The organism is Achromobacter sp. B7 (assembly GCF_003600685.1).
GTDB lineage: Bacteria > Pseudomonadota > Gammaproteobacteria > Burkholderiales > Burkholderiaceae_B > Achromobacter > Achromobacter spanius_B.
In genome coordinates this window covers 285,544-308,058 of the sequence record NZ_CP032084.1, presented here as the reverse complement: position 1 = coordinate 308,058, position 22,515 = coordinate 285,544, and the positions used below count along the sequence as shown (strand labels likewise).

Here is a 22,515-nt window from a genome sequence, read left to right as displayed (position 1 = left end):
CAACGCCCGGCCTTCCGGGCAGACCAAGACGCGCCCCCGAGCCCCTATGCTCCAACCCGTCTCGCCCTCCGCCGATCTGCCGCCGAACGCGCCCGCCGCGCCTGCCGCGCCCCTGACCGTCAGCACGCTTTCCCCATTCGCCTTTCCCGCGTTCCGCATTATCTGGATCGCGAACCTGTTCGCCAATCTGGGCACCTGGGCGCAATCCGTGGCCGCCGCCTGGATCATCACCACCGAGCAAAGCAGCCCGCTGATGGTTGCCATGATCCAGGTAGCCGCGGCGCTTCCGCTGGTGGCGCTGTCCATCCTGACCGGCGTGCTGGCCGACAACTACGACCGCCGCAAGGTCATGCTGACCGGCATGCTCATGGAGCTGGCGGGCGGCGTCTTCATCACCATCCTGGCGTTTGCCGGGCTGCTGCACCCCATCACGCTGATCGCCTCGGTGTTCTGCATTGCCATCGGTAGCGCCATCGTGACCCCGGCGTGGCAGGCGGCAGTGGGCGAACAGGTCCCACGCGAACACGTCGGCAGCGCCGTGCTGCTCAATAGCGTGAACTACAACGTGGCGCGCGCGGTCGGCCCGGCCATCGGCGGCCTGTTGCTGGGCGCCATGGGCGCCCCCTGGGTCTTTTTGCTGAACTGCGTTTGCTACGGCGCCCTGGTATGGGCCATCTGGCGTTGGCAGCGCGAACTGCCCGAACGTCGCCTGCCCCCCGAAGGTTTGCTGGAAGGCGTCGTCGCGGCGCTGCGCTACACGCAGCATTCCACGGTGACGCGCGTGGTGATGTTGCGCTCGTTTGCATTCGGCTTGTCCGCCAGCGCGTTGTGGGCCTTGCTGCCGCTGCTGGCGCATGAACATGAGGACGGCAGCGCGCTGCTTTACGGCTACATGCTGGGCGCGCTGGGCGTGGGCGCAATCCTGGGCAGCGCCGTGGTGCGGCGCGTGCAGGCCGCCTGGGGCGCGGGCGGCTTGGTCACCGTGGCCGCCGCGTTGCTGGCCGTGTGCCTGGCGGCGTTGGGCCTGACCCAAACGCTGTGGGTAGCGTTTCCGGCGCTGCTGGTCTCGGGCAGTTGCTGGATCGGCGTGCTGGCCACCTACAACACCACGGTGCAGATGTTGGTGCCCGACTGGGTCAAGGCGCGATCCCTGGCGCTTTACCAGACTGCGATCTTTGGCGGGCTGGCGGCGGGTTCGTTCATGTGGGGCCACTTCGCGGGCACCATGGGCGTGTCCGGCGCGTTGACCACGGCGGGCATCATGCTGGGCATCACCGTGGCGCTGCTGTACCGCTCGCGCTTGCCCGAACAGCTGGACACGCAGTCGCTCGCCCGCGTGGACAACGCCGAGCCCGCTATGGCCGCCGCCGGCTTCAACACGCAGCATGGCGCCGTGCTGGTCGCCGTGGAATACCAGATCAATCACGAAAAACTGCGCGCGCTGATTGCCGCCGCGCACCCCTTGCGCTTGCTGCGCCTGCGCAACGGTGCGCAGCAGTGGCAGCTGTTTCGCGACCTGGAGCGCGAAGGCGTGTGGCGCGAAGTGTTCCTGGTGGAAAGCTGGATGCAGTACCTGCGCATGATCGACCGCATGACGCTGGCTGACAAGATGGTGCTGGACGAAGTGCGGGCCCTGCATGGCGGCGACAAACCGCCGGTGGTGTCGCGCAATGTCAGCTACCAGGCCATGAATGAAGCGCAAGGGTTCTCCTTGCGCCGACACCCCGAAGCCCCCTGAATCGCGAGGCCCGCCCATGCTGACATCCCTTTGGCGCAACTGGCGGGCCGCGCGGCACGGCGGCCCGCAGCTGGACGTCATCCTGGCGAGCGCCGACCCCGGCGCGCCGCTGGCCGACCGCAATATGTGGATAGTGGACCTGTGCCGCTGGCTGGATCGCCCCAGCCCACCGGCCGCCGCCGTGGGAGATGCCCCGCGCGCCGCCACGCTCCCCACCACGCACCACCCGCAGCACGCCCGCCTGCGCTACGTATTGCAGGTGCTGGAACGCGACCCCGAACGCGCCGCGCGCGTGGCCGCTACGCTGCGCTCGCTGGTGGCCGATAACGACCCGACGTCATTGCTGTGCGACACGGGCGTGGCCTCGCACCCCGGGTTCTGGGGCGAATTCTGGGACCGCGCCCAGGCACGAATGTTGCCGCCCCCGCCCAATCGCCCCGACATGTTCGGCCTGTTCTCGCTGATCTTCCGGCGCACCGGCGACGCGGCCTGGATCGAATCCCTGGATGACGACACGCTGGCGCGCATGCGGGCGTTGTATCGCGCGGGCGAGGACGCGGCAATGCACGCGGCCGATCTGCCGCAACACCGCGACGCCACCGGCGCCGAACCGCTATCGCCCAGGCTGGAGCAGGCGCTGACCAGCAGCATCCAGGTGCTGGTCAGCCAAGTGCGCGCGACCGGCCTGAGCCAGGACATCCGCACACGCCTGCCCGGTCGGGTTGAAGAATCGCCCTTCTTCGCCCTGGCCGCCGCGTCCGCCGAGCTCTGCGCGACCACGCCCGCCACGCCGCGCGACGTATTCGGCCGCCGCCTGAACGTGTTCCGCGCGCTGCTGGACAGCTGCCGCGCCGCCACGCAAGGCGTCTACGACGAGCTGGAAAAGAACGGCGTATCCGTCGAAGTCGTGTTCCAGATTGAACGCATGAAGCTGCGCCTGGCCCGCATCGAACTGCTGCTCGGCGTCTGGGTGGACCCCACCCAGCGCCACAAGTTCGTGCACCTGACCGCCGAGCTGATCCGGTCCACCCAGGCGCGCAGCAGCATCCGCCACCTGGCCGCCTCGTCCTTCGCGCAGTTGGCGCGGCGCGTCATGGAGCGCACCGCCGAGACCGGCGAACACTACATCGCGCGCGACACGGTGGAATATCTGACGATGCTCAAGGCGTCGCTGGGCGGCGGCTTCGTCATGGTGTTCACCGTCTATCTGAAGTTCTTTATCGTGTCGCTGCATCTGGACAAGTTCATCGAGGGCCTGCTGGCCTCGTTGAACTATGCGGGCGGCTTTCTCGTCATTCACTTCGCCCACTTCACGCTGGCCACCAAGCAGCCCGCGATGACGGGCCCCGCGCTGGCCCACCGCCTGGACGACGCCTACACACCCGAAGGCCGCGACGCCTTCCTGGACGACACGCTGGCCATGATCCGGTCCAACGCGGCCGCCATCCTGGGCAACCTGGCGGTGGTGTTTCCGCTGGCATGGGCGGTGCAGTGGGTTGCGCTCAACGCGCTGGACCGCCCGCTGATCAACGCCGAGAAAGCGCAGGAAACACTGGCGTCGTTTTCGGCCTGGGGGCCGACCCCGCTGTATGCCGCCGCTACCGGCGTGCTGCTGTGGCTGTCCAGCCTGATCGCGGGTTGGGCCGACAACTGGTTCGCGCTGCATCGCGTGCACGACGTCATGGCCTATAACCGGCGCGCGCGGCACCTGCTGGGCGAACGCGGCGCGGCGCGCTGGGCGGGCTTCTGGCAACGCAACATATCGGGCATCGCCGGCAACCTGTCGCTGGGCCTGATGCTGGGCCTGGGGCCGGCCATCGTGGGCTTCTTCGGGCCGCACGTTGAAGTGCGCCATGTGACACTCAGCGCCGGACAGCTTGGCACGGTGATCGGCACGCTGGGCTGGCAGGTGGTGCACACACAGATTTTCTGGCTGGCCGTGGCAGGCACGGCGCTGACCGGCATCCTGAACGTCGGCGTCAGCTTCGCCCTGGCATTCAACGTCGCGCTGCGTTCACGCGACCTGCGCCGCCGCGACCGCGATTCGCTATCTGCCGGCGTGCGCCAACGCATCTGGCAACGGCCCGCCACCTTGTTCTGGCCCGTCAAGCCACGGCCTGCCCCCACGCCCACGGCCACCCCCTAGGCGGGCGTCAGAACGTGATGGTGGCGGTGACAACGTCCTTGTAATTACCCGGCCGGGGAGTAGGCTGGGGAGGCACCCGGCCGTACACCGTGAACGTTTGGTTGGCGCCCGTGCCGGTGCCCACGCGCGGGGCGCCGCCCGACGCGTCGCCCCAGATCGTGGCGTAGCTGCTGTCCTGATAAAGCTGGTAGCTGACCGTGTCGGCCGCCGTCGCGTGCTTCATCTTGCGCGCCAGCACGTTGCCCGCTACCGAACCGCCGTTCAGCGCGATCGAAAATGCGTTGTTGTTGGTGCACTTGACGGTGATGGCGCTGGTGGCCGTGGCCGCTGTGCTCAACACCCCCTTGGGCGGAAACGCCAGATCCGTCGCGTTGATCGTGCAATTTTTCTGTACCTGCGCCGTCACGGTCAACGGAATGGAGATGCGCTGCGTGACCGTGGACAACGGGCAATTGCCCAACGCGCCCAGGCCGAACAACACGTCGACCGTAGCCGTGCTGGGGTAGGTTTCGGAATACGTCGTGTTGGCGTTATTGACCGTCGAGACCAGCGGCTGGTTGCCCGGCACCTTGCCGTAGAACTTGAACGTGGTCGACACCGGCCCGCCCAGAACCAACAGCGGCCCGGTCAGCAATACCGATGTCGGGCCGGAACTGGTCGAAGCGCCCCACACCTGCGTGCGCGCGGTGTTGGTGTACAGGTTGTAGTTCATCCGGTTCGTGCCGGCCCCCAAGGTACGCGGGTTGTTTGACGTACTGGTATTGCCCAGGCCCAGGTTGAAGCACACGCGCGCAAACAGGCCCAGCGCGGTAAAGGTGCAGGTCACCGTGACCTGCCCACTATCGTTGACGGTATCGGCCGGCAGCAGCGGGTTGACCGCGCCGAAATCCATCGTCGATGTCGTGCCCGCGCCCAACGTGCAGGAACTGGCCTGCGCCAAGCTGCCATAGGCCATGGCCAACGCCGCGCTGGCGGACAACAACAGCCAGCGCAGCGGCAACCGCGCCGCCCCCTGCGTCGGCCCCATGCCGCGCCGCCGCGCCATCACGGCCGCGCTCCTTGCAGCGGCCGGCACGGATACGGCCCCAGCGTGGGCAGCGGGTGGTCTTCGTCGCGGACGTAATCGAAGTCCACCAGGCAAGATACGCCTGCGCCACGCACCCGCAGCTGGTTACTGGCCTGAAGGTCTTCCACGAACGCAATCCCGTCGTATCCCACCACGGAACGCTTGCCGCTTTCCACCTGCACGACTTGGGCGCCCACGGGCACCGGCGCGCCGTTCGGCAATTGCAGGATGACCGAGGCCGCCGCGTACTTTTCCACCTGGAACTTGGCCAGCACCCCGGCGCCCGCCTGCGGCACCACCACGGCCTTCGTGGTGTCCAGCTTCACGTCCACGGGCAGGTCTTCCGGGTCGATGGCCAGGCGATTGGTCTGATAGGAATTCAAGTCCGGCACCAACAGATAGCCGCTGCGGTTCGTCCTGCCCAACTTTCTGTTTTCGTGCAGCACCGCCACATCGGGCTCGCCGTCGGTGGAGACCAGCGCAAAGCTGTCGTTGATGCGGCGCGACGGCAGCACCGCGCCGTCCATTATGGCCAGCGACCCGGATGCCTGCGCTGCGGCCGTCGTCGTGCCGCCATAGTCCTGCACGATGCCCGTCAGCTGGCCGTAGCGGCCCAGAAACTGGGCCTGCCCCTGGTTGTATTGCATGCTGCCCGACCGCCCGTTCTGCAACGCCCACCCCCAGCCGCCTTCGTACGCCACGCTGCTCTGCGCGCCCACGCTGTAGGTGTCCTGCCCGGCCTGCCGACCTGCCGATGCGGTGGCTTGCGTACGATCGCCCAGCATCAGCGACAGGCCAAGGTAGACACCGCGCGAACCGTCCTCGGCAAAATCGTTGTAGGCGCTGGCCGTCAGCACCACCCGGCTGTGCAGATTGACCGTGTACGACACCGACCCGAGCTTTGCCGCCGGCACCTGCGGCATGCGATAGCCGATGTAGCTCAACGCCACGCTTTGCGCACTGGTCAGGGGCAGGGACACGGTGACGCGTTCGGTCTGGCGCGGCACCGGCGCGTCTTCGCGCGAACCCAGGTCGCCGTAATCGCCCAGCGCGCGCGTGGCCTGCATATCGATGCTGAAGCTTGGCCGCACGTACTGGTACCCCAGGCCGATCTGGCCTCCGGAATAGCTGCCCGCGCTGCCCGACACGGACCCGCTCAGCACGCCCGCCTGCCCCAGCTTCACCAAGGCGCCCGCGCCCAGGTTGGCCAGGCCGGCGCCCGCTTCCGCGTGCCCTTCCACGGTCAGGTCGTCGCTGACCCCGTAGCGCCCTGACGAGGTCAGCATGGGTTTGTCGTCATAGTCGAACGAGCGCACGCTGAACTGGCGGCGCACAAAGCCCGCTTCCACCGACCAGCTGGACAGGCCGGACGCCAGCATGCGCGTATCGATATACAGCGGCACCGAGGTTGTCACCGTGCGGCCCAGCGCGTCGCGAGTGATCAGCGTGGCCTGGCCCGCGCCCGTGATGCCCGGAATCTGGTTCACCACAAAGGGCCCGGGCGGCACGTTGCCGGAGAACTGCTGGACGCCATTGACGTACAGCGCAACGGACGAGGGCACCACCGACGATGCGCTCAACGACGACACGGGAAACGTCACCAGGTCGGGCCGCAGCGCGAAGTTCCGGCCCCATTGCACGCCGGCCATTCGCACCGAACGCGACCAGTTCAACGACGACGTGATGGTGTCGCCCAGCCGCAGCGTGCGCATCGTCTGCTGGTCTGATCGCGTCCAGAAGGTGTCATAGCGCACGTAGCGATCCGCCGCGCCGCCCAGATACGCCGTGCCCGTATTGCTGAACAGGCCGTGCGGATCGAAGTAGCGCTGCTCGGTAAACAGCGCCAGCCGATAGAGCGAATCGGTTTGCGCATACGCGTCGTAGTTCAGCAGCAGCCCGCGCCCGGAGGTGGCCGGCGGCGTTTGCGTGGCCCCGGCCGCGCCCACTTCATAGGGCACGCGCAACGAGTCGGGCAACTGGATGTCCACCGATTGCTCTGCCGTCCGGTACGCGTAGCGCACGCCGGCAATGCTATCCAGCGCGATATCGCGGCCGTCCGGCAGACCCAGCGTGGATAGGTCCACACCCACCGACCGCAAGGCGCCCGCGCTGGCCGACAGCCGGCCTTGCACGTCGCGAAACCGAATCAATTGGGACGTATTGACGCCGTTGATACTGACCTCCAGATACACATCACGCTCGGCGATATTGCCGAAAGACACCAGTTGGTCGGGCGGGTCCGCCGCCATTGCCGGCGCGCACAGCAGGCAAAGTGCAAGCCGCCACATGCGTCGTCCCCGCCCAAGACAAGCGCGTACTGCCATGGACTGGCCTTCCTCGTCATTGCCCCTCGCGCAGCCGCGCGCGATGCGCGGTCATTCGATGCGCGGGGCGACGGTGACGTCGTCACCATTGATCAGGGCTTTGATCCGCACCGGGCCAGGCGCGGCCTGCTTTGCGGGAATCCGCCATTCACGGGCGCGCTGCGCCAATGCGTAGCCCAGCAACCCGTCGACTTTCGCCACCGTCTTGCCCGCCCCGTTAACGATCTGCAACGCCGCGACTTGCGCGTAGCGCGAGCCGGTGTTCGATAACCGCAGCACCCAGGCGTCGCCCTCTTTTGCAACGCGCCAGGCCAGCTCGGGTTGCGGCGACGCCGCCGCCCCCGCCACGAACACCGGCACGGAATATCGCAGGCGCAACACCACGCCGTTCATGCCGGGGGTGGAAGGGTCGGGGATCTCGTCGATGATGACGCGGTAACTGCGCTGCACCGGCTCCAGTTCGCGCGAGGCGCGCACCAGCCGCACCAGTTGTTCGCCGCCGGGCGGCACCTGAATGATCGGCGGGCTGGCCTGGATATCTTCCGTGGGCGTCAAGACATCGTCGCCATTGGCCTGGTCCCACCGATAGGTGCGCACCTGGCCGTAGATCGGTGTGGCGCCCGGATTGCGCAGCATGACGGCGCTGGCCCCCTGCTGGGGCGCAAGCTCCACCAGCACCGGCGATATCTGCAAGGCCGCCGCCAGCGCGGCCGGCGTCCACGCCGCCAGGCACAGCACCGACACGGCCACCGGCAGCGTACGCATCAGGGCGCGCACTAGAAGTAGACCGTGGCAGTGACCGTGGAAGAGTAGGTGTCTGGCGCCGGGGTGGTTTGCACCGGCACCGTGCCGTTGACAACCAGTGCCTGCGCGCTGCCGTTGCCCACGCCGCCCACCCGGTCCGCTACCTGGGCGTCGCCCCAGACAACGGTGGGGCTATTCGGCTGATACAGCTGATACGCAACCGTGGCGGTATTGGAGCCCGTGCCTTGCATAAACCGAGTCGTGCCGGAGGAACCGGTGCCGGTGCCGGAACTTAAGCCCACGGTATATGGCGTGGTATTGCTGCACGTGACGTTCAGCGTGGTATTGCCGGTTATCGCGGTATTCAACACACCGTGGGTGCCAAACGCCAGATTATTCGCGGCAATCACGCAGTTGGCGGTAATGGTCAGCGTGACATTGAAATTCGCGGTGGGACCGGCTTGCGCATTTACCACCCCCGGTAAACCCACGCCGCACGCGGACAACGCTGCTACATACAAGGACAAGCGCTTCATAGGAAACCTCCCACCCAAATAGTTGCACCATCAAGAAAATCGAAATTAATCGTACGTGCAATATCGCATACCCAAGCAGAATAGTTTCAAATTCGCCTGCGCATTTTGCCCATTGCGACAAAACGGAATGCAACGCAGCGGTGGCGTTGCGAGACTCACCCTATGAAAATCGGCCGATTTTGCGGACATACATTTCGTTGTAAATACGCGCTGAATTTCGTTTCTGCATGTGACTCTGCGGATATTCAGCACATGTAGCAAGTATTAATCCCGAGACGCCTCGGCGATTATTTGGCATGGTCGATCGCCGGCATCAGTTTGATTACCGATGCGCGGGGCGGCTGGCTGACCAAGCGTTGAATCCCGATGCCGCATTAGAATCAGTCCTCCTGATGCCGGACACGTCCGCCCGCACGCCATCCCTGACGCCCATGCTCCCGTTCTCACGCAATACCGTTTACCCGGCCGGCGCCGGCCTGCCCGCCTCGGAACGGCTGGGCGCCCTGTTGGCCGTCATGTTGGCTGTGTGCATGGCCAGCCTGGATACGGCCATCGCCAACACGGCGCTGCCCACCATCGCGCGCGACCTGCAAGCCAGCGATGCCGGGTCGATCTGGGTAATCAGCGGTTATCAGTTGGCCATGGTGGCCGGCTTGCTGCCCGCCGCCGCGCTGGGTGAAATCCTGGGCCATCGTCGGGTGTACATGGTGGGCTTGGTGGTGTTCACCTTGTCGTCGCTGGCCTGCGGACTGGCGCCGTCGCTGCCCACGCTGGTGGTCGCGCGCATCTTGCAGGGGCTGGGCGCGGCAGGCGTGATGAGCGTGAACGGCGCCTTGCTGCGCTTCATCTATCCGTCTTCGATGCTGGGCCGTGGACTGGGCCTGAACGCCATGGTGGTCGGCCTGTCGTTCGCCGCCGGGCCGACCGCCGCGTCGGCCATCCTGCTGCTGGGCTCCTGGCACTGGCTGTTCCTGATCAACGTGCCGATCGGCATCCTGGCCGCCGTGCTGGGCTTGCGCGGCCTGCCGGAAACCGCGCGCGCGCCGCACGGCTTTGACGGCATCGCCGCGGCCCTTTGCGCGCTGACGCTGGGGCTGTTCGTGCTGGGCTCCAATGAACTGGCGCATGCTGCGCCATGGCCGCGCGTCACGCTGGAATGGGGCGGCGCCGTTGCCACCCTGTGGTTGCTGATGCGTCGGCAAGCCGGGCACCCCGCGCCCATTCTTGCCGTGGACCTGTTGCGCCGCCCGCTGTTCGCCCTGTCGGCGGCCACCGCCGTGTGCGCGTTCGCCGCGCAGGCACTGGCCTTTGTGTCCCTGCCTTTCATGTTCCAGACCGTGCTGGGCTATAGCCAGGTCCACACCGGCTTCCTGATCACGCCGTGGCCCGTCGTGGTCGCCATCATGGCGCCCATCGCGGGCCGTTTGTCCGACCGGTATCCGGCGGGCATCCTGGGCGGCGTCGGCCTGGCCATGTTGGCGCTGGGGATGGTGTTGATGGCGCTGCTGCCCGCCGCGCCGACGGTCTGGGACATCTGCTGGCGCATGGCCATCTGCGGCGCGGGCTTCGGGTTCTTCCAATCGCCCAATCTGCGCGCCATCATGACGTCCGCCCCGGCTTCGCGAGCGGGCGGCGCCAGCGGCATGATCGGTACGGTGCGGCTGTTGGGCCAGGCGACCGGGGCGGCGCTGGTGGCGGCCTGTTTTCACGTGTCCACGACCCATGGCGCGGTGGCGGCGTTGTGGCTGGGCGGGCTATGCGCGGCGCTAGCCTGCATCGCCAGCTTTTCGCGTCTGCGCTTCGACGCGTCCGAACCCATGCAGGCGCCCACGCCGCACCCTTCGAAATAGCGCCAAATCGCAAGATTGTTGCGGTATTTATCGACATATTCGTCGAACGGCCAGACATATTCGTAAGTTGTGCAACAGTCGCTAAATATCGCGGCAGCGGGGTCGTTGTTGTCTATGCAGCACTCGCTGTATTTGGGACGACACGCATGACACAGTTTTTGAAAGACATCACCATCCGGCGCCTGATCCTGTGCACCCTGCTTGCCATCAGTGCACTGGTCATCGGACTTTCAGCCATCAGCGTCAACGGGTTGCGCAGCGCCGGGGAAGCGCTTGCCGACAGTAGCGAACTGCTTCACGAAGTCTCAGCCCTGTCTCGGGTCAACGATCAAATCATGCGCGCACGGCTGCGGCTGTCCCGGCAACTGGAATACGCGGCCGAGGGCAAAACGGCCCAGGCAGCGGAAGAAGGGCGCAGCATCGACGCCGCGCTGGACGAAGCCCGCAAGCAGCAGGCCATCTTCATCGAACTTGCCCGCGACGACGCGCCCGCCGCCATCCTGCAACCCATGCAGGCAGGCTTCGATGCGCTGGTCAATGGCGGCATCGCCGTGCAGCGCCAACACCTGGAAGCCGGCGACGTCAAACGCGCACGCGAACATGCGGCCGGGGCCGTCGTGAGCGCCAGCCGCGCGTTCGGCAAAAGCATCGAAAACTATGAAGCCTACGCCAAGGACCGCGAAACGCAGCTGTGGGCAGACGCCGCCGCCAAGCGCCGGCAAGCCTACACCGGCATGGGTATCGTCCTGGCGATCTGCCTGCTGTTGCTGGCTTTGGGCGACCGCTATGTGGTGATTTTCGTGCGGCGTCCCCTGGAAACCATCAAAGCGCACTTTCGCCGCATCGCCAGCGGCGACCTGACCACGCCGCTGGCACCCTACGGCCGCAACTGCGTGGGCCAGATCATCCCGTACCTGCAAGACATGCAGGAAAGCCTGGTGCGCACCGTGCATGCCGTGCGCGAAGGCGTGGTCGAGATCAACGCGGGTTCCAGCGAAATTGCCGCCGGCAACCAGGACCTGTCCAGCCGCACCGAACAGCAGGCGGCCTCGTTGGAACAAACCGCCGCCAGCATGGAGCAACTGCTGTCCACGGTGACCAGCAACGCCGAGAACGCGCGGCAGGCCAACCAGATGGCGGTTGTGGCCAGCCAGGTGGTGCAGCGCGGCGGCATGGCGGTGAAGGAAGCCGTGAGCACCATGCGGGAAATCGCACAGGACTCGGGGCGCATCGAAGACATCGTCAGCGTGATCGACGGCATCGCCTTCCAGACCAACATCCTGGCGCTGAACGCGGCGGTCGAGGCCGCACGCGCGGGCGAAGAGGGCAAGGGCTTCGCGGTGGTGGCGGCGGAAGTGCGGTCGCTGGCGCAGCGCAGCGCGGGCGCGGCCAAAGAGATCAAGCAATTGCTGTCGGCCTCCAGCGCCACCGTGCAGGCGGGGTCCACCCAGGTCGAAACGGCCGGGCGCACCATGCAAGAAATCCTGGACACCATCGAGCGGCTGACGCTGCTGGTCAACGACATCGCCACCGCCTCGCAAGAGCAGGTGACCGGCATTGATCAGGTCAACACCGCCGTCAATCAGATGGACCAGGTGACGCAGCAAAATGCCGCGCTGGTCGAAGAAGCCGCGGCCGCCGCCACCTCGCTGGAAAACCAGGCGCAACGTTTGCAAGGCGCCGTCAGCGCGTTCCGGCTGCCGACCTTGATCGAAGACCGACGGCACATCGCCATCGCAGCCTGAGCGCGGCGCGGGACCGCGCGCAATCGCAACGGACCGGCTATTCCAGCGGACCGGCTATTCCTTCACGTAGCAGGGATACTGCGATTGCTGCGCCCGCGACCGCGCCGGGTCCACGTCGACGACCACGATGGACTCCGTATCGGTGGACTGCGCCAGCACTTCGCCGTCCGGCTGAAACGCAAACGCCCGGCCGCCGAACACCTGGCCCTGCGCCGTGCGCCCGGCCCGGTTCGAGCTGACCACATAGCAGCCCGACACCAATGCCGCCATCGCGCCGGCCGTCAGCCAGCGGCCGACGGACGCGCCGCTGGCGCGCGGCACCACGATCAATTCGGCCCCCTCGCGCCCGTAGCGGCGCGACCGTTCGTTGAACATCAATTCGGTGCACAGCTGCACGCCCAGGCGGATGCCGCCCACCTCGAACACCTGAAAACCGTCCATCGCGGGACGAAACCAGGTGGCTTCGAAGAACCCGGGCTCTTCTGGGAAGAACTGCTTGTGATGCAGCGCCGTGTAGCGCCCGCCCTGCAAGGCGAACGCTTCGTTGGCCAGACGGTCGCCGGCGGGCACGGGGCGTGACGAAACAACGGCGGGCACCTGCAACGCGGCCAGTGCGGTCAGCCCCGCTTCGTGCAGGCGCACCGACTCGGCGGCGCGCGCGGCGTCATAGGCAGCCGAGGCCGCCAGCCACGGGCCGAAAGGCATTTCGTTGGTGACAAGCAAGTCCGGCGCCAGCTCGGCCACCCGCTCGGCGATGCCCGCCCACGTGGCGCTGTCCGGCATCAAGTCCACCGGCCCTTCCATCATGCAGATCCGCATACGTTCCCCAGATGCACGGCGCGCCCGGAATCAGGCGCGACCGAACGACATCGTAGAACGCCAGGACCCGCCATGGTGCATCGACTGCTCAGTTCAGCGCCGCCACATCCACCACCGCGCCGTGGCGGATCACGCGCTTGGGCAGGTCACCGCCGATCCAGTACGCCAGCTCGGACGGGTGCGCCACGTCCCAGGCGACAAAGTCGGCCACCTTGCCCGCTTCCAACGAGCCATGCGTGACGTGCAGCCCCAGGGCGCGCGCCGCGTGCAACGTTGCGCCGGCCAGCGCTTCTTCGGGCGTCATCTTGAACAGCGTGCAGGCCATGCTCATCATCAGCCGCAATGACAACACGGGCGACGTGCCCGGGTTCAGGTCGGTGGAAATTGCCATCGGCACGCCATAGCGGCGCAGCAGATCCAGCGGCGGCAACTGCGTTTCGCGCAGCGCATAGAAAGCGCCGGGCAGCAGCACCGCCACCGTGCCGGCCTGCGCCATGGCCAGCACATCGCTTTCCGTCAGGTACTCCAGATGGTCCGCCGACAAGGCCCCATAGCGCGCGGCCAGCGTTGCGCCGTGCAGCGACGACAATTGTTCGGCATGCAATTTGACGGGCAGGTCCAGGTGCACCGCCGCCTGGAACACGCGTTCAACCTGTTCCGGTGAAAACGCCAGATGCTCGCAGAAGGCATCGACGGCATCGATCAGCCCTTCGGCCGCCAGCACCGGCAACATGCGCCGCGCGACCTCGTCGATGTAGTCGTCGGGCCGGCCGGCGAATTCGGGCGGCAAGGCATGCGCGGCCAGACAGGTGGCCTGCACGGTCATCGGCAGCATTTGCCCCAAACGCCGCGCCACGCGCAGCATCTTGCGTTCATTGGGCAGGTCCAGCCCGTAGCCGGATTTCACTTCCAGCGTGGTGACGCCATCGCGCAGCAAGTGCAGCGCGCGTTGCCGGGCGCTGGCGTACAGCGCGTCTTCGGATGCCTCGCGCGTGGCGCGCACGGTGCTGGCGATGCCGCCGCCCTGCGCCGCGATCCGCGCGTAGTCCACGCCTTGCAGGCGCTGCTCGAATTCCGTGCTGCGGTTGCCGCCAAAGACCAGATGCGTGTGGCAATCGATGAGCCCGGGCGTGACCCACGCCCCGCGCAGGTCATGTTCGTGCACCGCGTCAACCGGCGGCAACGCCGCCTCCTTGCCGATCCATTCGATGCGGTCGGCATGCGTCACGATGGCCGCGTCTTCAATCGCCGAATAGGCCCCGTCCACCATCGTGGCGGCGTGGCAATGTCGCCAGACCTGTCTCATGCAGTTCTCCTTAAAGCCGGCGCCGCGCCGCGCAATGCGGCGGGGCGCCGTGTTCGTTCAGTCGGACCCTTGCGGCACCGGCGCCGGAAGTCCACCGCCCGGGCCGCGCGGCAGCACCAGATAGCGGTACGCCACACACAGCACCGCAATCCACACCGCGCCTACGACCAGCGCCATCTGGGTACGCGGAAAGTACCCCAGCACGCCGATCACAAACACCAGGAACGCAATCGCCAGCAGGGGGCCAATCGGCCAGAACGGCACGGGAAACTTCAGCGCCGCGACCTCGTCGGGATTCATCTTGCGCCGCATCGCCACCTGCGACAACAGAATCATCAGCCAGACCCACACGGTGGCGAACGTGGCGATCGATGCGATCAGCACAAAGACGTCTTCGGGGATCAGATAGTTCAGCAACACGCCCAGCAGCAGCGCAACCGTCATGACCACCACCGTCATCCACGGCACGCCCGAGCCCGACACCGCCGCGAAGCCACGCGGCGCCTGCCCCTGCCGCGCCATGCCGTACAGCATGCGGCCCGCGCCGAAGATGTCGCTGTTGATGGCCGACACCGCCGCCGAGATCACGACGATGTTCAGGATGGTGGCCGCCGACTTGATGCCCAGCCCGTCAAAGATCTGCACAAACGGGCTGCCCTGGCTGCCGATCTGCGTCCACGGGAAAATGGACATCAACACGAACAAAGTCAGCACATAGAACAGCAGGATGCGCAGCGGCACGGCGTTAATGGCGCGCGGAATGGTGCGGCCGGGGTCCTTGGCTTCGCCCGCCGTGATGCCGATGATCTCGATGCCGCCAAACGCAAACACCACCACCGCCAGCGACGCAATCAGCCCGCCCACGCCATTGGGCATGAAGCCGCCGTGCTCCCACAGGTTATGCACACCCGTTGCCGCGCTTTCCACGTTCAGGCCAAAGCCGAACAGCATGATGCCCAGCCCACCGGCGATCATCGCGATGATGGCGCCCACCTTCAACAGCGACAACCAGAATTCCAGTTCGCCAAACACCTTGACCGAGCACAGGTTGATGGCGCCGATGAAGAACACGATGGACAGCACCCAGATCCAGCGCGGCACATCGGGATACCAGAAGCCCATGTACAGCCCGAACGCGGTGATGTCCGCCAGGCACACGATGATCATCTCGAACGCGTAGGTCCAGCCGGTCAGAAAGCCCGCCACCGGGCCCAGGTAGGCGGTGGCGTAGTGCCCGAAGGAGCCGGACACGGGGTCCTTCACGGCCATTTCTCCCAACGCGCGCATCACCATGTACACGGCCGCGCCGGCGATCAGGTACGCGATCAGCACCGACGGCCCGGCCTGCTCGATGGCCTTGGCCGACCCGTAGAACAGCCCCGTGCCGATGGCCGAGCCCAAGGCCATGAAGCGGATGTGCCTGGCGTTGAGTCCCCGTTTGAGATCCTGCGTTTGCGTTTGCATGTTGCGTCTCCGTCCTTGTTATAGGTATAGGCGTACAGGGTCAAACGCTGTGCGAGCGGCTTCTATGGACGCTTCGGCACAGCGCGGTGGTGGCGGCCCCGCGCAGGGCGCCGCAACGGTTGAAAAAATCAAAGGCTGGGCAGCAGCCCCGCCGGCATCAGCCCGTTCAGCACCTGCGCCGAGATCAAGCCGCTGGCGGCGGCGATATCGGGCGCGAAGAAGCGGTCTTCTTCGTAGTGCGGCACTTGCTCGCGCAGCACCCGGCGCGCCTGCTCCAGTTGCGGCGAGGTCTTGAGCCCTACACGGAAGTCCAGGCCCTGGCATGCGCCCAGCCATTCAATGGCCAGGATGTCGCGCACGTTTTCCGCCATTGCCCACAAACGCTTGCCGGCATTGGGCGCCATCGACACGTGGTCTTCCTGGTTGGCCGACGTGGGCATGCTGTCCACGCTGGCCGGATGCGCCAGCGCCTTGTTGTCGCTGGCCAGCGCGGCAGCCGTCACCTGCGCAATCATGAAACCCGAGTTGACCCCGCCCTTGGCCACCAGGAACGGCGGTAATTGCGACATGTGCTTGTCCATCATCAGCGCAATGCGCCGTTCGGACAGTGCGCCGATTTCCGCCAGCGCCAGCGCCAGGTTGTCGGCCACCATCGCCACGGGTTCGGCATGGAAGTTGCCCCCGGAAATCACGTCACCCTGCGCCACGAACACCAGCGGGTTGTCCGACACGGCGTTCGATTCAATTTGCAGCACGTGCGCGGCGTGGCGGATCTGCGTCAGGCACGCGCCCATTACCTGCGGCTGGCAGCGCAACGAGTAGGGGTCCTGCACCTTTTCGCAATCGGCGTGCGAATGGCCGACCTCGCTGTCCTGGCCCAGCAGGTCGCGATACACGGCGGCCACCGCAATCTGGCCCGGCTGGCCGCGCGCGGCGTGGATGCGGGCGTCGAACGGCACGCGCGAGCCGAGCATGGCTTCCACGCTAAGGCTGCCGCACACCAACCCGGCCGCCATCATGTCTTCGGCTTCGAACAGGCCGCGCAGCGCATAGGCGGTGGACACCTGCGTGCCGTTCAACAGCGCCAGCCCTTCCTTGGCCGCCAGCGTCAGCGGCACCAACCCGGCGCGCGCCAGCGCTTCTTGCGCGGGCAACCATTCGCCTTGATAGCGCGCGCGGCTTTCGCCGAGCAGCACGATGGACATATGCGCCAGCGGCGCCAGGTCGCCCGAGGCGCCCACCGAGCCCTTCAGCGGGATGTGCGGATAGACGCCCGCGTTGACCATGGCGATCAGGCTGTCGATAACGTGGCGGCGGATGCCGGAATAGCCACGCGCCAGGCTGTTGATCTTCAGCACCATGATGAGGCGCACCATGGCGTCATCCAGGGGTTCGCCCACGCCCGCCGCGTGCGAACGCACCAGCGAACTTTGCAGCGCCTGCAAGTCTTCGCGCGCGATCTTGGTGGAGGCCAGCAGGCCAAAGCCCGTGTTGATGCCGTACACCGTGCGGCCTTCCGCAATCAGGCGTTCAACGGTGGCCACGCTGGCGTCGATGGCGTCGGCCGCGCCGGCATCCAGCGTCAGCCGTACGGGTTCGTGGTACACGCGCCGCAAGTCGGACAAAGTCAGATGACCGGGCTTCAAGTGCAAATCCATGGGGGTCTCCTACGCCGGTTGCCCGGCTTGATGCAATGTTGTTGTCAGACCGGACGTTGTGCCGGCTCGTGCGCCGCAAGCCGCGAATCGCGGCGGGCGAATAGGTAATAGAGAATGCTGGGTACGATCAGGCCGATGATCCACGACACATCCACGCCGCCCAGCCGTTCGACCATGGGGCCGGTATATAGCTTGGTCGAGATGAACGGCATCTGCACCAGCACGCCAAACGCGTACACCAGGATGCCGGGCAGGTTCCAACGCCCGTAGCGCCCGTTCGGGTCGGACAACGCGGCCACGTCGTAGCGGCCACGGTTGATGAAGTAGTAGTCCACCAGGTTCACCGCGCTCCAGGGCACGAAGAAGGCCAGCAGGAACAGGATGAAGGACTTGAACGCGTTCAGGAAAGAATGCTGGCCCACCAGCGCCACCGCCGTGGCCGCGCCCACGATCAGCACCACCGCCACCGCGCGCTGGCGCCGCGATATCTGCACATGCCCGCGAAAGCCGCTGACGATGGTCGCCATGCACATGAAGCTGCCGTAGGAATTCAGCGTCGAAATCGTGACCTTGCCGAAGGCGATGCTGAAGTACAGCAGCGCCGCCATCGTGCCCGTGCCGCCCAGCCCCACGATGTACGCGACTTCGCGCCCCGCGAATTGGCCGGCGGACATCGCAGCGGCCAACACGCCCAGCACCATGGCGATCTGCGCGCCCAACACCGACCCCAGGCCCACCGCCAGGAACGTCTTTACCGACGAGGTCGAAGCCGGCAGATAACGCGAATAGTCGGCCACGTAGGGGCCATAGGCGATCTGCCAGGACGCCGCCAGCGACACCGCCAACAGGAACGGCCCCCAGGCGAAATGCCGGATTTGCAGCAGCTGCCCCACGTCGCCCACGGCGACCACGCGGCTGAACAGGTACACGAACGCGATCAGCCCGAACACGGTGGCAACGCGACCGATAAGGTGAATGACGCGGTAGCCGAACAGCGTGGCCACCACGATGACCGACGCAAAGATCAGGATGCCCACGGTATCGCTGACGCCGAACAACTGCCCCAGCGCCTGGCCGGACAGCACCGTGCCCGTGGCCGTGAAACCCAGGTACATCAAGCACACCAGCACAATCGGAATCGCGGCGCCGTAGACGCCGAACTGCACGCGGCTGGAGATCATCTGCGGCAAGCCCAGCTTGGGCCCTTGCGCCGCGTGCAGCGCCATCACGACACCGCCCAGCACCTGCCCGATAAACAGCCCGATCAAGGACCAGAACACGTCGCCGCCCAACACCACCGCCAACGCGCCGGTGACGATCGCGGTGATCTGAAGGTTGGCGCCCATCCACAGCGTGAACTGGCTGTAGAGCTTGCCGTGCCGTTCGGACGGCGGAATGTAGTCAATCGAACGCCGCTCGATGAGCGGCGCGGAACCGGCCTCGCTGTCTTGCGCCATCGCATTGCCTCGTGAGTGACGTGGGGCGGACCGATGCGGTCATGGCCCCACGCGGGTTGGCGGGATCGGGGGGTGTGCGGAAGGGTTGTGCCGCGCTTAGCGCTGGGCGTTGACCATGGGCAGGTTCAAACCCTGCTCTTTCGCGCAGTCGATGGCGATGTCGTAGCCGGCGTCGGCATGGCGCATCACGCCCGTGGCCGGGTCGTTGGTCAGCACGCGCGCAATGCGTTCGGCGGCCTCATCCGTGCCGTCGCACACGACGACCATGCCCGAATGCTGCGAGAACCCCATGCCCACGCCGCCGCCGTGATGCAGCGACACCCAGGTGGCGCCGCTGGCGGTGTTGAGCAAGGCGTTCAGCAGCGGCCAGTCGGACACGGCGTCCGAGCCGTCGCGCATGGATTCGGTTTCGCGGTTGGGGCTGGCGACGGACCCGGAATCCAGGTGGTCGCGGCCGATGACGACGGGCGCCGACAGCTCGCCCGAACGCACCATTTCATTGAATGCCAGACCCAGCTTGGCGCGCTGGCCCAAGCCCACCCAGCAGATACGCGCCGGCAAGCCCTGGAAGCTGATGCGTTCGCGCGCCATCTCCAGCCAGCGGTGCAGATGCGCGTCATCGGGTATCAGTTCCTTGACCTTGGCGTCCGTCTTGTAGATGTCTTGCGGGTCGCCCGACAGCGCGGCCCACCGGAAGGGGCCCACGCCACGGCAGAACAGCGGGCGGATATACGCGGGCACGAAACCGGGGAAGTCAAACGCGTCTGCCACGCCTTCTTCCTGTGCCATCTGGCGGATGTTGTTGCCGTAGTCGAAGGTGGGTATGCCCTGGCGCTTGAACGCCAGCATCGCCTGCACGTGCACGGCCATTGATTGCTTGGCGGCCTTGATGACGACGGCCGGTTCGCGCTTGGCGCGTTCGCGATATTCGGGCCACGTCCAGCCGGCCGGCAGATAGCCGTTCAGCGGATCGTGCGCACTGGTCTGATCGGTGACCATGTCGGGCTTGACGCCGCGGCGCACCAGCTCGGGCAGCACGTCGGCGGCGTTGCCGCACAGCGCGATGGACACGGCGCGGCCTTGCTCGGTGTACGTCTTGATACGCGCCAGCGCGTCATCCAGATCGGTGGCCTGCTCGTCCACGTAGCGGGTACGCAGACGGAAATCGATACTGGCCTGCTGGCATTCGATGTTGAGCGAACATGCGCCCGCCAGCGTGGCCGCCAGCGGCTGCGCGCCGCCCATGCCGCCCAGCCCGGCGGTCAGCACCCAGCGTCCGGCAAGATTGCCGCCGTAGTGCTGGCGGCCCGCCTCGACGAAGGTTTCGTACGTGCCCTGCACGATGCCCTGGCTGCCGATGTAGATCCAGCTGCCCGCCGTCATCTGGCCGTACATGGCCAGGCCCTTGGCGTCCAGTTCGTTGAAGTGTTCCCACGTGGCCCAATGTGGCACCAGGTTGGAGTTGGCGATCAGCACGCGCGGCGCGTTGGCGTGGGTCTTGAAGACGCCGACCGGCTTGCCCGACTGCACCAGCAACGTTTCATCGTCGTTCAGCTGAGTCAGCGATTCGACGATCTTGTCGTAGCAGTCCCAGTTGCGGGCGGCGCGGCCAATGCCGCCGTACACCACCAGTTCTTTTGGATTTTCAGCGACGTCCGGGTCCAGGTTGTTCATCAACATGCGCAGCGGCGCTTCGGTCAACCAGCTTTTGGCGGTCAGCTGGTTGCCACGCGGCGCGCGGATGACGACATCGCGATATCGATTCGATTGGTCCAAGACAGTCTCCTTGATCGGTTCTGCCGCGCGCGTACCCGCAGCGCGGCGATTGCCCGCATCATAGGATGCCTATGCTTGTATATACAAGATAGGACGAGACGAATTTTGGTAGGGGTTTACCCCCAATGAACTAAGGGATGCAGCTCGATCACGCAAGCGTTCACAGCGCCGTTGCCGGCAAGGCGATACGACGCCAGGGCTTGCCGCCCGTCCACATGCAGGCAGTCGTAGCGCGCAGGCAGCGCATGGTCGACCCCGTCCACGTTCAACGTCAGGGCGTCGCCCGCGTTCAGCACCAGCAGGCTGTGCGCATCGCTATGAAATACCCATGGCCCGGCGCCGGACGCCCATTGCAGCCGAGCGTGATAACGCTGCGGCTTGTAGATCAGATTGAAGTCGCGGATCGGCCCTTCCAGCAAACGACACTGGACCTGCGCGTCCCCCAGGAACGCGTAAGGCTGATACGGCATCAGCGGCGCCTGTGCCTGGCCGTCAACGGTCAGTTCGATGCCGCTGCCTTCCAGCACGGTGATGATGCGCTGATAGCCCGCGAACGCCGAAAAACCGCCGTCTTGCGCGACGTCGGCAATCGACAGGCGCCAGTCGAACGCGGCGGTGCTGCCGCCAGGGTTGCAGGCGACTTCCTGCGTGGTGCCGCCGCCGTTTTTCCACGGCATGCGCGGGTAGTCGGCAGCGCGATACAGGCGAACGTTGGGCGGATTCATGTCGTGAACTTGCCTTCCAGACGGTGGCGCGAGCCGGGGTGGATCAGCCGCGCCAGCGTCACCGCGCGGTCGCCGGACCACGTGCGGCGACGGATCAACAGGCACGGCTCGCTGCGTTCGATCTGCAACAGCTGGCATTCGCGCGGCTTGGCCAGGATGGCCTCTACGACGTGTTCGCCTTCGCTAAGCGGTGCCACGCGCGTCAGGTATTCGTACGGGGTGTGCTGCGTGAAGTCCTGTTTCAGGTAGTCCGGCGCCAACCGCACATTGACGTAGCGGTCTTCCAGCTGAATCGGCACGTCGTCCTCGAAATGCACGATGACGGAATGGAATACGGGTTGGCCCACGCGCAGGTCCAGCGCCAGCGCCTGCTCGGACCCGGCCGGCTCCTCGGCCAGGCGCACCACGCGGCTGTGGTGCCGATGGTTGCGCGCGGCAATCTCGTCCGCGATGTTGTTCACGGCAAACAATGCCGAGCGCGCCTTGGGCTGCGCCACGAACGTGCCCACCCCCTGCATGCGCACCAGCAAGCCCTCGGCCGTCAGCTCGCGCAGCGCGCGGTTGATCGTCATGCGGCTGAATCCCAGCTCGTCGACCAGTTCGCTTTCCGAGGGCACCCGGTAGTGCGCGGGCCACGCGCCCGTGCGGATCTGCTGCGCAATCATCTGCTTGACCTGCGCATACAGCGGGGCGGGCAGGGCATTGGCCTGGACGGGTAGTCGGGGGGGAGAAGAAGCCACGGAATGATCCTGGAGTGGGCGCCACACGGCGGTGAAAAACGGCTTGTAGTATAGACAGGTACACATGTCTTGCGAATGACCCCGCGCTTTTCGTATACTCCCCCCCTGTATCGTTTTCGGAGCCTGCCGTGCCGCATTCGCCGGAAGAAAAAAAACGTGTCGTTACCCGCTTGCGCCGTATCCAGGGGCAGGCGTTAGCATTGGAACGCGCGGTCAACGAAGGCACGGAATGCGGCGCGCTGCTGCAACAGCTGGCCGCCTTGCGCGGTGCAGCCACCGGCCTGATGGCCGAGGTGCTGGAAAGCCATCTCCGGGAAACCTTCCTGCAATCCGCCCAGGGCGGGCCGCAACACGCCGGGATCGACGCCGAGGCCGAGGTCGACCAGCTGATGCGCATCGTCCGTTCCTATTTGAAGTAATC

General features: G+C 66.2%; 17 protein-coding genes. 5 read left to right on the top strand and 12 right to left on the bottom strand.

The window, feature by feature from the left end:
• Positions 1-46: 46 nt before the first annotated feature.
• Positions 47-1,738: an MFS transporter gene (locus tag DVB37_RS01420; protein WP_120153542.1), complete on the top strand. Its 1,692-nt coding sequence runs from the start codon at positions 47-49 to the stop codon at positions 1,736-1,738.
• A gap of 16 nt (positions 1,739-1,754) precedes the next feature.
• The gene (locus DVB37_RS01415) at positions 1,755-3,884 is read left to right on the top strand and encodes a site-specific recombinase (protein ID WP_120153540.1); all 2,130 of its coding nucleotides are present in this window, start codon (positions 1,755-1,757) and stop codon (positions 3,882-3,884) included.
• Positions 3,885-3,891: 7 nt separating this feature from the next.
• On the opposite strand, the gene DVB37_RS01410 is transcribed toward DVB37_RS01415, so the two are convergent.
• The 4 genes from DVB37_RS01410 to DVB37_RS01395 form a co-directional block, all read right to left on the bottom strand.
• Positions 3,892-4,929, bottom strand: coding sequence for a spore coat U domain-containing protein (locus DVB37_RS01410; protein ID WP_240434120.1), 1,038 nt, complete (start codon positions 4,927-4,929; stop codon positions 3,892-3,894).
• Positions 4,929-7,238: a fimbria/pilus outer membrane usher protein gene (locus DVB37_RS01405; protein WP_240434023.1), complete on the bottom strand. Its 2,310-nt coding sequence runs from the start codon at positions 7,236-7,238 to the stop codon at positions 4,929-4,931. The genes DVB37_RS01410 and DVB37_RS01405 overlap by 1 nt, the downstream gene beginning before the upstream one ends.
• An 87-nt stretch (positions 7,239-7,325) precedes the next feature.
• Positions 7,326-8,039, bottom strand: a complete 714-nt coding sequence (locus DVB37_RS01400; protein ID WP_120157367.1) for a molecular chaperone — start codon at positions 8,037-8,039, stop codon at positions 7,326-7,328.
• 11 nt (positions 8,040-8,050) lie between these two features.
• On the bottom strand, positions 8,051-8,554 hold the full coding sequence (locus DVB37_RS01395) for a spore coat U domain-containing protein (RefSeq protein WP_120153538.1): 504 nt from the start codon (positions 8,552-8,554) through the stop codon (positions 8,051-8,053).
• A 431-nt stretch (positions 8,555-8,985) separates the two neighbouring features.
• Here DVB37_RS01395 and DVB37_RS01390 point away from each other — a divergent pair, with 431 nt between their 5' ends.
• On the top strand, positions 8,986-10,404 hold the full coding sequence (locus DVB37_RS01390; RefSeq protein ID WP_120157366.1) for an MFS transporter: 1,419 nt from the start codon (positions 8,986-8,988) through the stop codon (positions 10,402-10,404).
• Between the two features lie 146 nt (positions 10,405-10,550).
• Entirely contained in the window at positions 10,551-12,149 is a 1,599-nt protein-coding gene (locus tag DVB37_RS01385) for a methyl-accepting chemotaxis protein (RefSeq protein WP_120153536.1), read from the top strand.
• A gap of 54 nt (positions 12,150-12,203) precedes the next feature.
• On the opposite strand, the gene DVB37_RS01380 is transcribed toward DVB37_RS01385, so the two are convergent.
• The 8 genes from DVB37_RS01380 to hutC all read right to left on the bottom strand — a co-directional run bounded on the left by DVB37_RS01380 (position 12,204) and on the right by hutC (position 22,094).
• Entirely contained in the window at positions 12,204-12,968 is a 765-nt protein-coding gene (locus DVB37_RS01380; protein WP_120153533.1) for a carbon-nitrogen hydrolase family protein, read from the bottom strand.
• An 88-nt stretch (positions 12,969-13,056) separates the two neighbouring features.
• Positions 13,057-14,274 (bottom strand): imidazolonepropionase, encoded by a 1,218-nt coding sequence (gene hutI / locus DVB37_RS01375; protein ID WP_120153531.1) that lies wholly within the window; start codon positions 14,272-14,274, stop codon positions 13,057-13,059.
• Positions 14,275-14,331: 57 nt separating this feature from the next.
• The gene (locus tag DVB37_RS01370; protein ID WP_120153529.1) at positions 14,332-15,738 is read right to left on the bottom strand and encodes an amino acid permease; all 1,407 of its coding nucleotides are present in this window, start codon (positions 15,736-15,738) and stop codon (positions 14,332-14,334) included.
• 128 nt (positions 15,739-15,866) lie between these two features.
• Positions 15,867-17,396 (bottom strand): histidine ammonia-lyase, encoded by a 1,530-nt coding sequence (gene hutH, locus DVB37_RS01365; protein ID WP_046805574.1) that lies wholly within the window; start codon positions 17,394-17,396, stop codon positions 15,867-15,869.
• Between the two features lie 44 nt (positions 17,397-17,440).
• Entirely contained in the window at positions 17,441-18,853 is a 1,413-nt protein-coding gene (locus DVB37_RS01360; RefSeq protein WP_120153527.1) for a cytosine permease, read from the bottom strand.
• 96 nt (positions 18,854-18,949) lie between these two features.
• Positions 18,950-20,629, bottom strand: coding sequence for a urocanate hydratase (hutU, locus tag DVB37_RS01355; protein ID WP_104144860.1), 1,680 nt, complete (start codon positions 20,627-20,629; stop codon positions 18,950-18,952).
• A 116-nt stretch (positions 20,630-20,745) separates the two neighbouring features.
• Positions 20,746-21,354, bottom strand: a complete 609-nt coding sequence (locus DVB37_RS01350; protein ID WP_120153525.1) for a HutD family protein — start codon at positions 21,352-21,354, stop codon at positions 20,746-20,748.
• The gene (gene hutC, locus DVB37_RS01345) at positions 21,351-22,094 is read right to left on the bottom strand and encodes a histidine utilization repressor (RefSeq protein WP_046805633.1); all 744 of its coding nucleotides are present in this window, start codon (positions 22,092-22,094) and stop codon (positions 21,351-21,353) included. Before hutC ends, DVB37_RS01350 begins: the two co-directional genes overlap by 4 nt.
• 128 nt (positions 22,095-22,222) lie before the next feature.
• Between hutC and DVB37_RS01340 the strand changes: the two genes are divergently transcribed.
• Positions 22,223-22,513 carry a metal/formaldehyde-sensitive transcriptional repressor gene (locus DVB37_RS01340; protein ID WP_046805570.1) on the top strand — a complete coding sequence of 97 codons (291 nt, stop codon included), beginning with the start codon at positions 22,223-22,225 and terminating at the stop codon, positions 22,511-22,513.
• Positions 22,514-22,515: the final 2 nt, after the last annotated feature.

What these genes read in the sequence shown, in the direction of transcription:
- DVB37_RS01370 (WP_120153529.1), bottom strand. Translation starts at nt 15,738, where the DNA reads ATGCAAACGCAAACGCAGGATCTCAAACGGGGACTCAACGCCAGGCAC.
- DVB37_RS01420 (WP_120153542.1), top strand. Translation starts at nt 47, where the DNA reads ATGCTCCAACCCGTCTCGCCCTCCGCCGATCTGCCGCCGAACGCGCCC.
- hutH (WP_046805574.1), bottom strand. Translation starts at nt 17,396, where the DNA reads ATGGATTTGCACTTGAAGCCCGGTCATCTGACTTTGTCCGACTTGCGG.
- DVB37_RS01385 (WP_120153536.1), top strand. Translation starts at nt 10,551, where the DNA reads ATGACACAGTTTTTGAAAGACATCACCATCCGGCGCCTGATCCTGTGC.
- DVB37_RS01400 (WP_120157367.1), bottom strand. Translation starts at nt 8,039, where the DNA reads ATGCGTACGCTGCCGGTGGCCGTGTCGGTGCTGTGCCTGGCGGCGTGG.
- DVB37_RS01395 (WP_120153538.1), bottom strand. Translation starts at nt 8,554, where the DNA reads ATGAAGCGCTTGTCCTTGTATGTAGCAGCGTTGTCCGCGTGCGGCGTG.
- DVB37_RS01410 (WP_240434120.1), bottom strand. Translation starts at nt 4,929, where the DNA reads ATGGCGCGGCGGCGCGGCATGGGGCCGACGCAGGGGGCGGCGCGGTTG.
- DVB37_RS01415 (WP_120153540.1), top strand. Translation starts at nt 1,755, where the DNA reads ATGCTGACATCCCTTTGGCGCAACTGGCGGGCCGCGCGGCACGGCGGC.
- DVB37_RS01350 (WP_120153525.1), bottom strand. Translation starts at nt 21,354, where the DNA reads ATGAATCCGCCCAACGTTCGCCTGTATCGCGCTGCCGACTACCCGCGC.
- DVB37_RS01360 (WP_120153527.1), bottom strand. Translation starts at nt 18,853, where the DNA reads ATGGCGCAAGACAGCGAGGCCGGTTCCGCGCCGCTCATCGAGCGGCGT.
- hutI (WP_120153531.1), bottom strand. Translation starts at nt 14,274, where the DNA reads ATGAGACAGGTCTGGCGACATTGCCACGCCGCCACGATGGTGGACGGG.
- DVB37_RS01405 (WP_240434023.1), bottom strand. Translation starts at nt 7,238, where the DNA reads ATGTGGCGGCTTGCACTTTGCCTGCTGTGCGCGCCGGCAATGGCGGCG.
- DVB37_RS01380 (WP_120153533.1), bottom strand. Translation starts at nt 12,968, where the DNA reads ATGCGGATCTGCATGATGGAAGGGCCGGTGGACTTGATGCCGGACAGC.
- DVB37_RS01390 (WP_120157366.1), top strand. Translation starts at nt 8,986, where the DNA reads ATGCTCCCGTTCTCACGCAATACCGTTTACCCGGCCGGCGCCGGCCTG.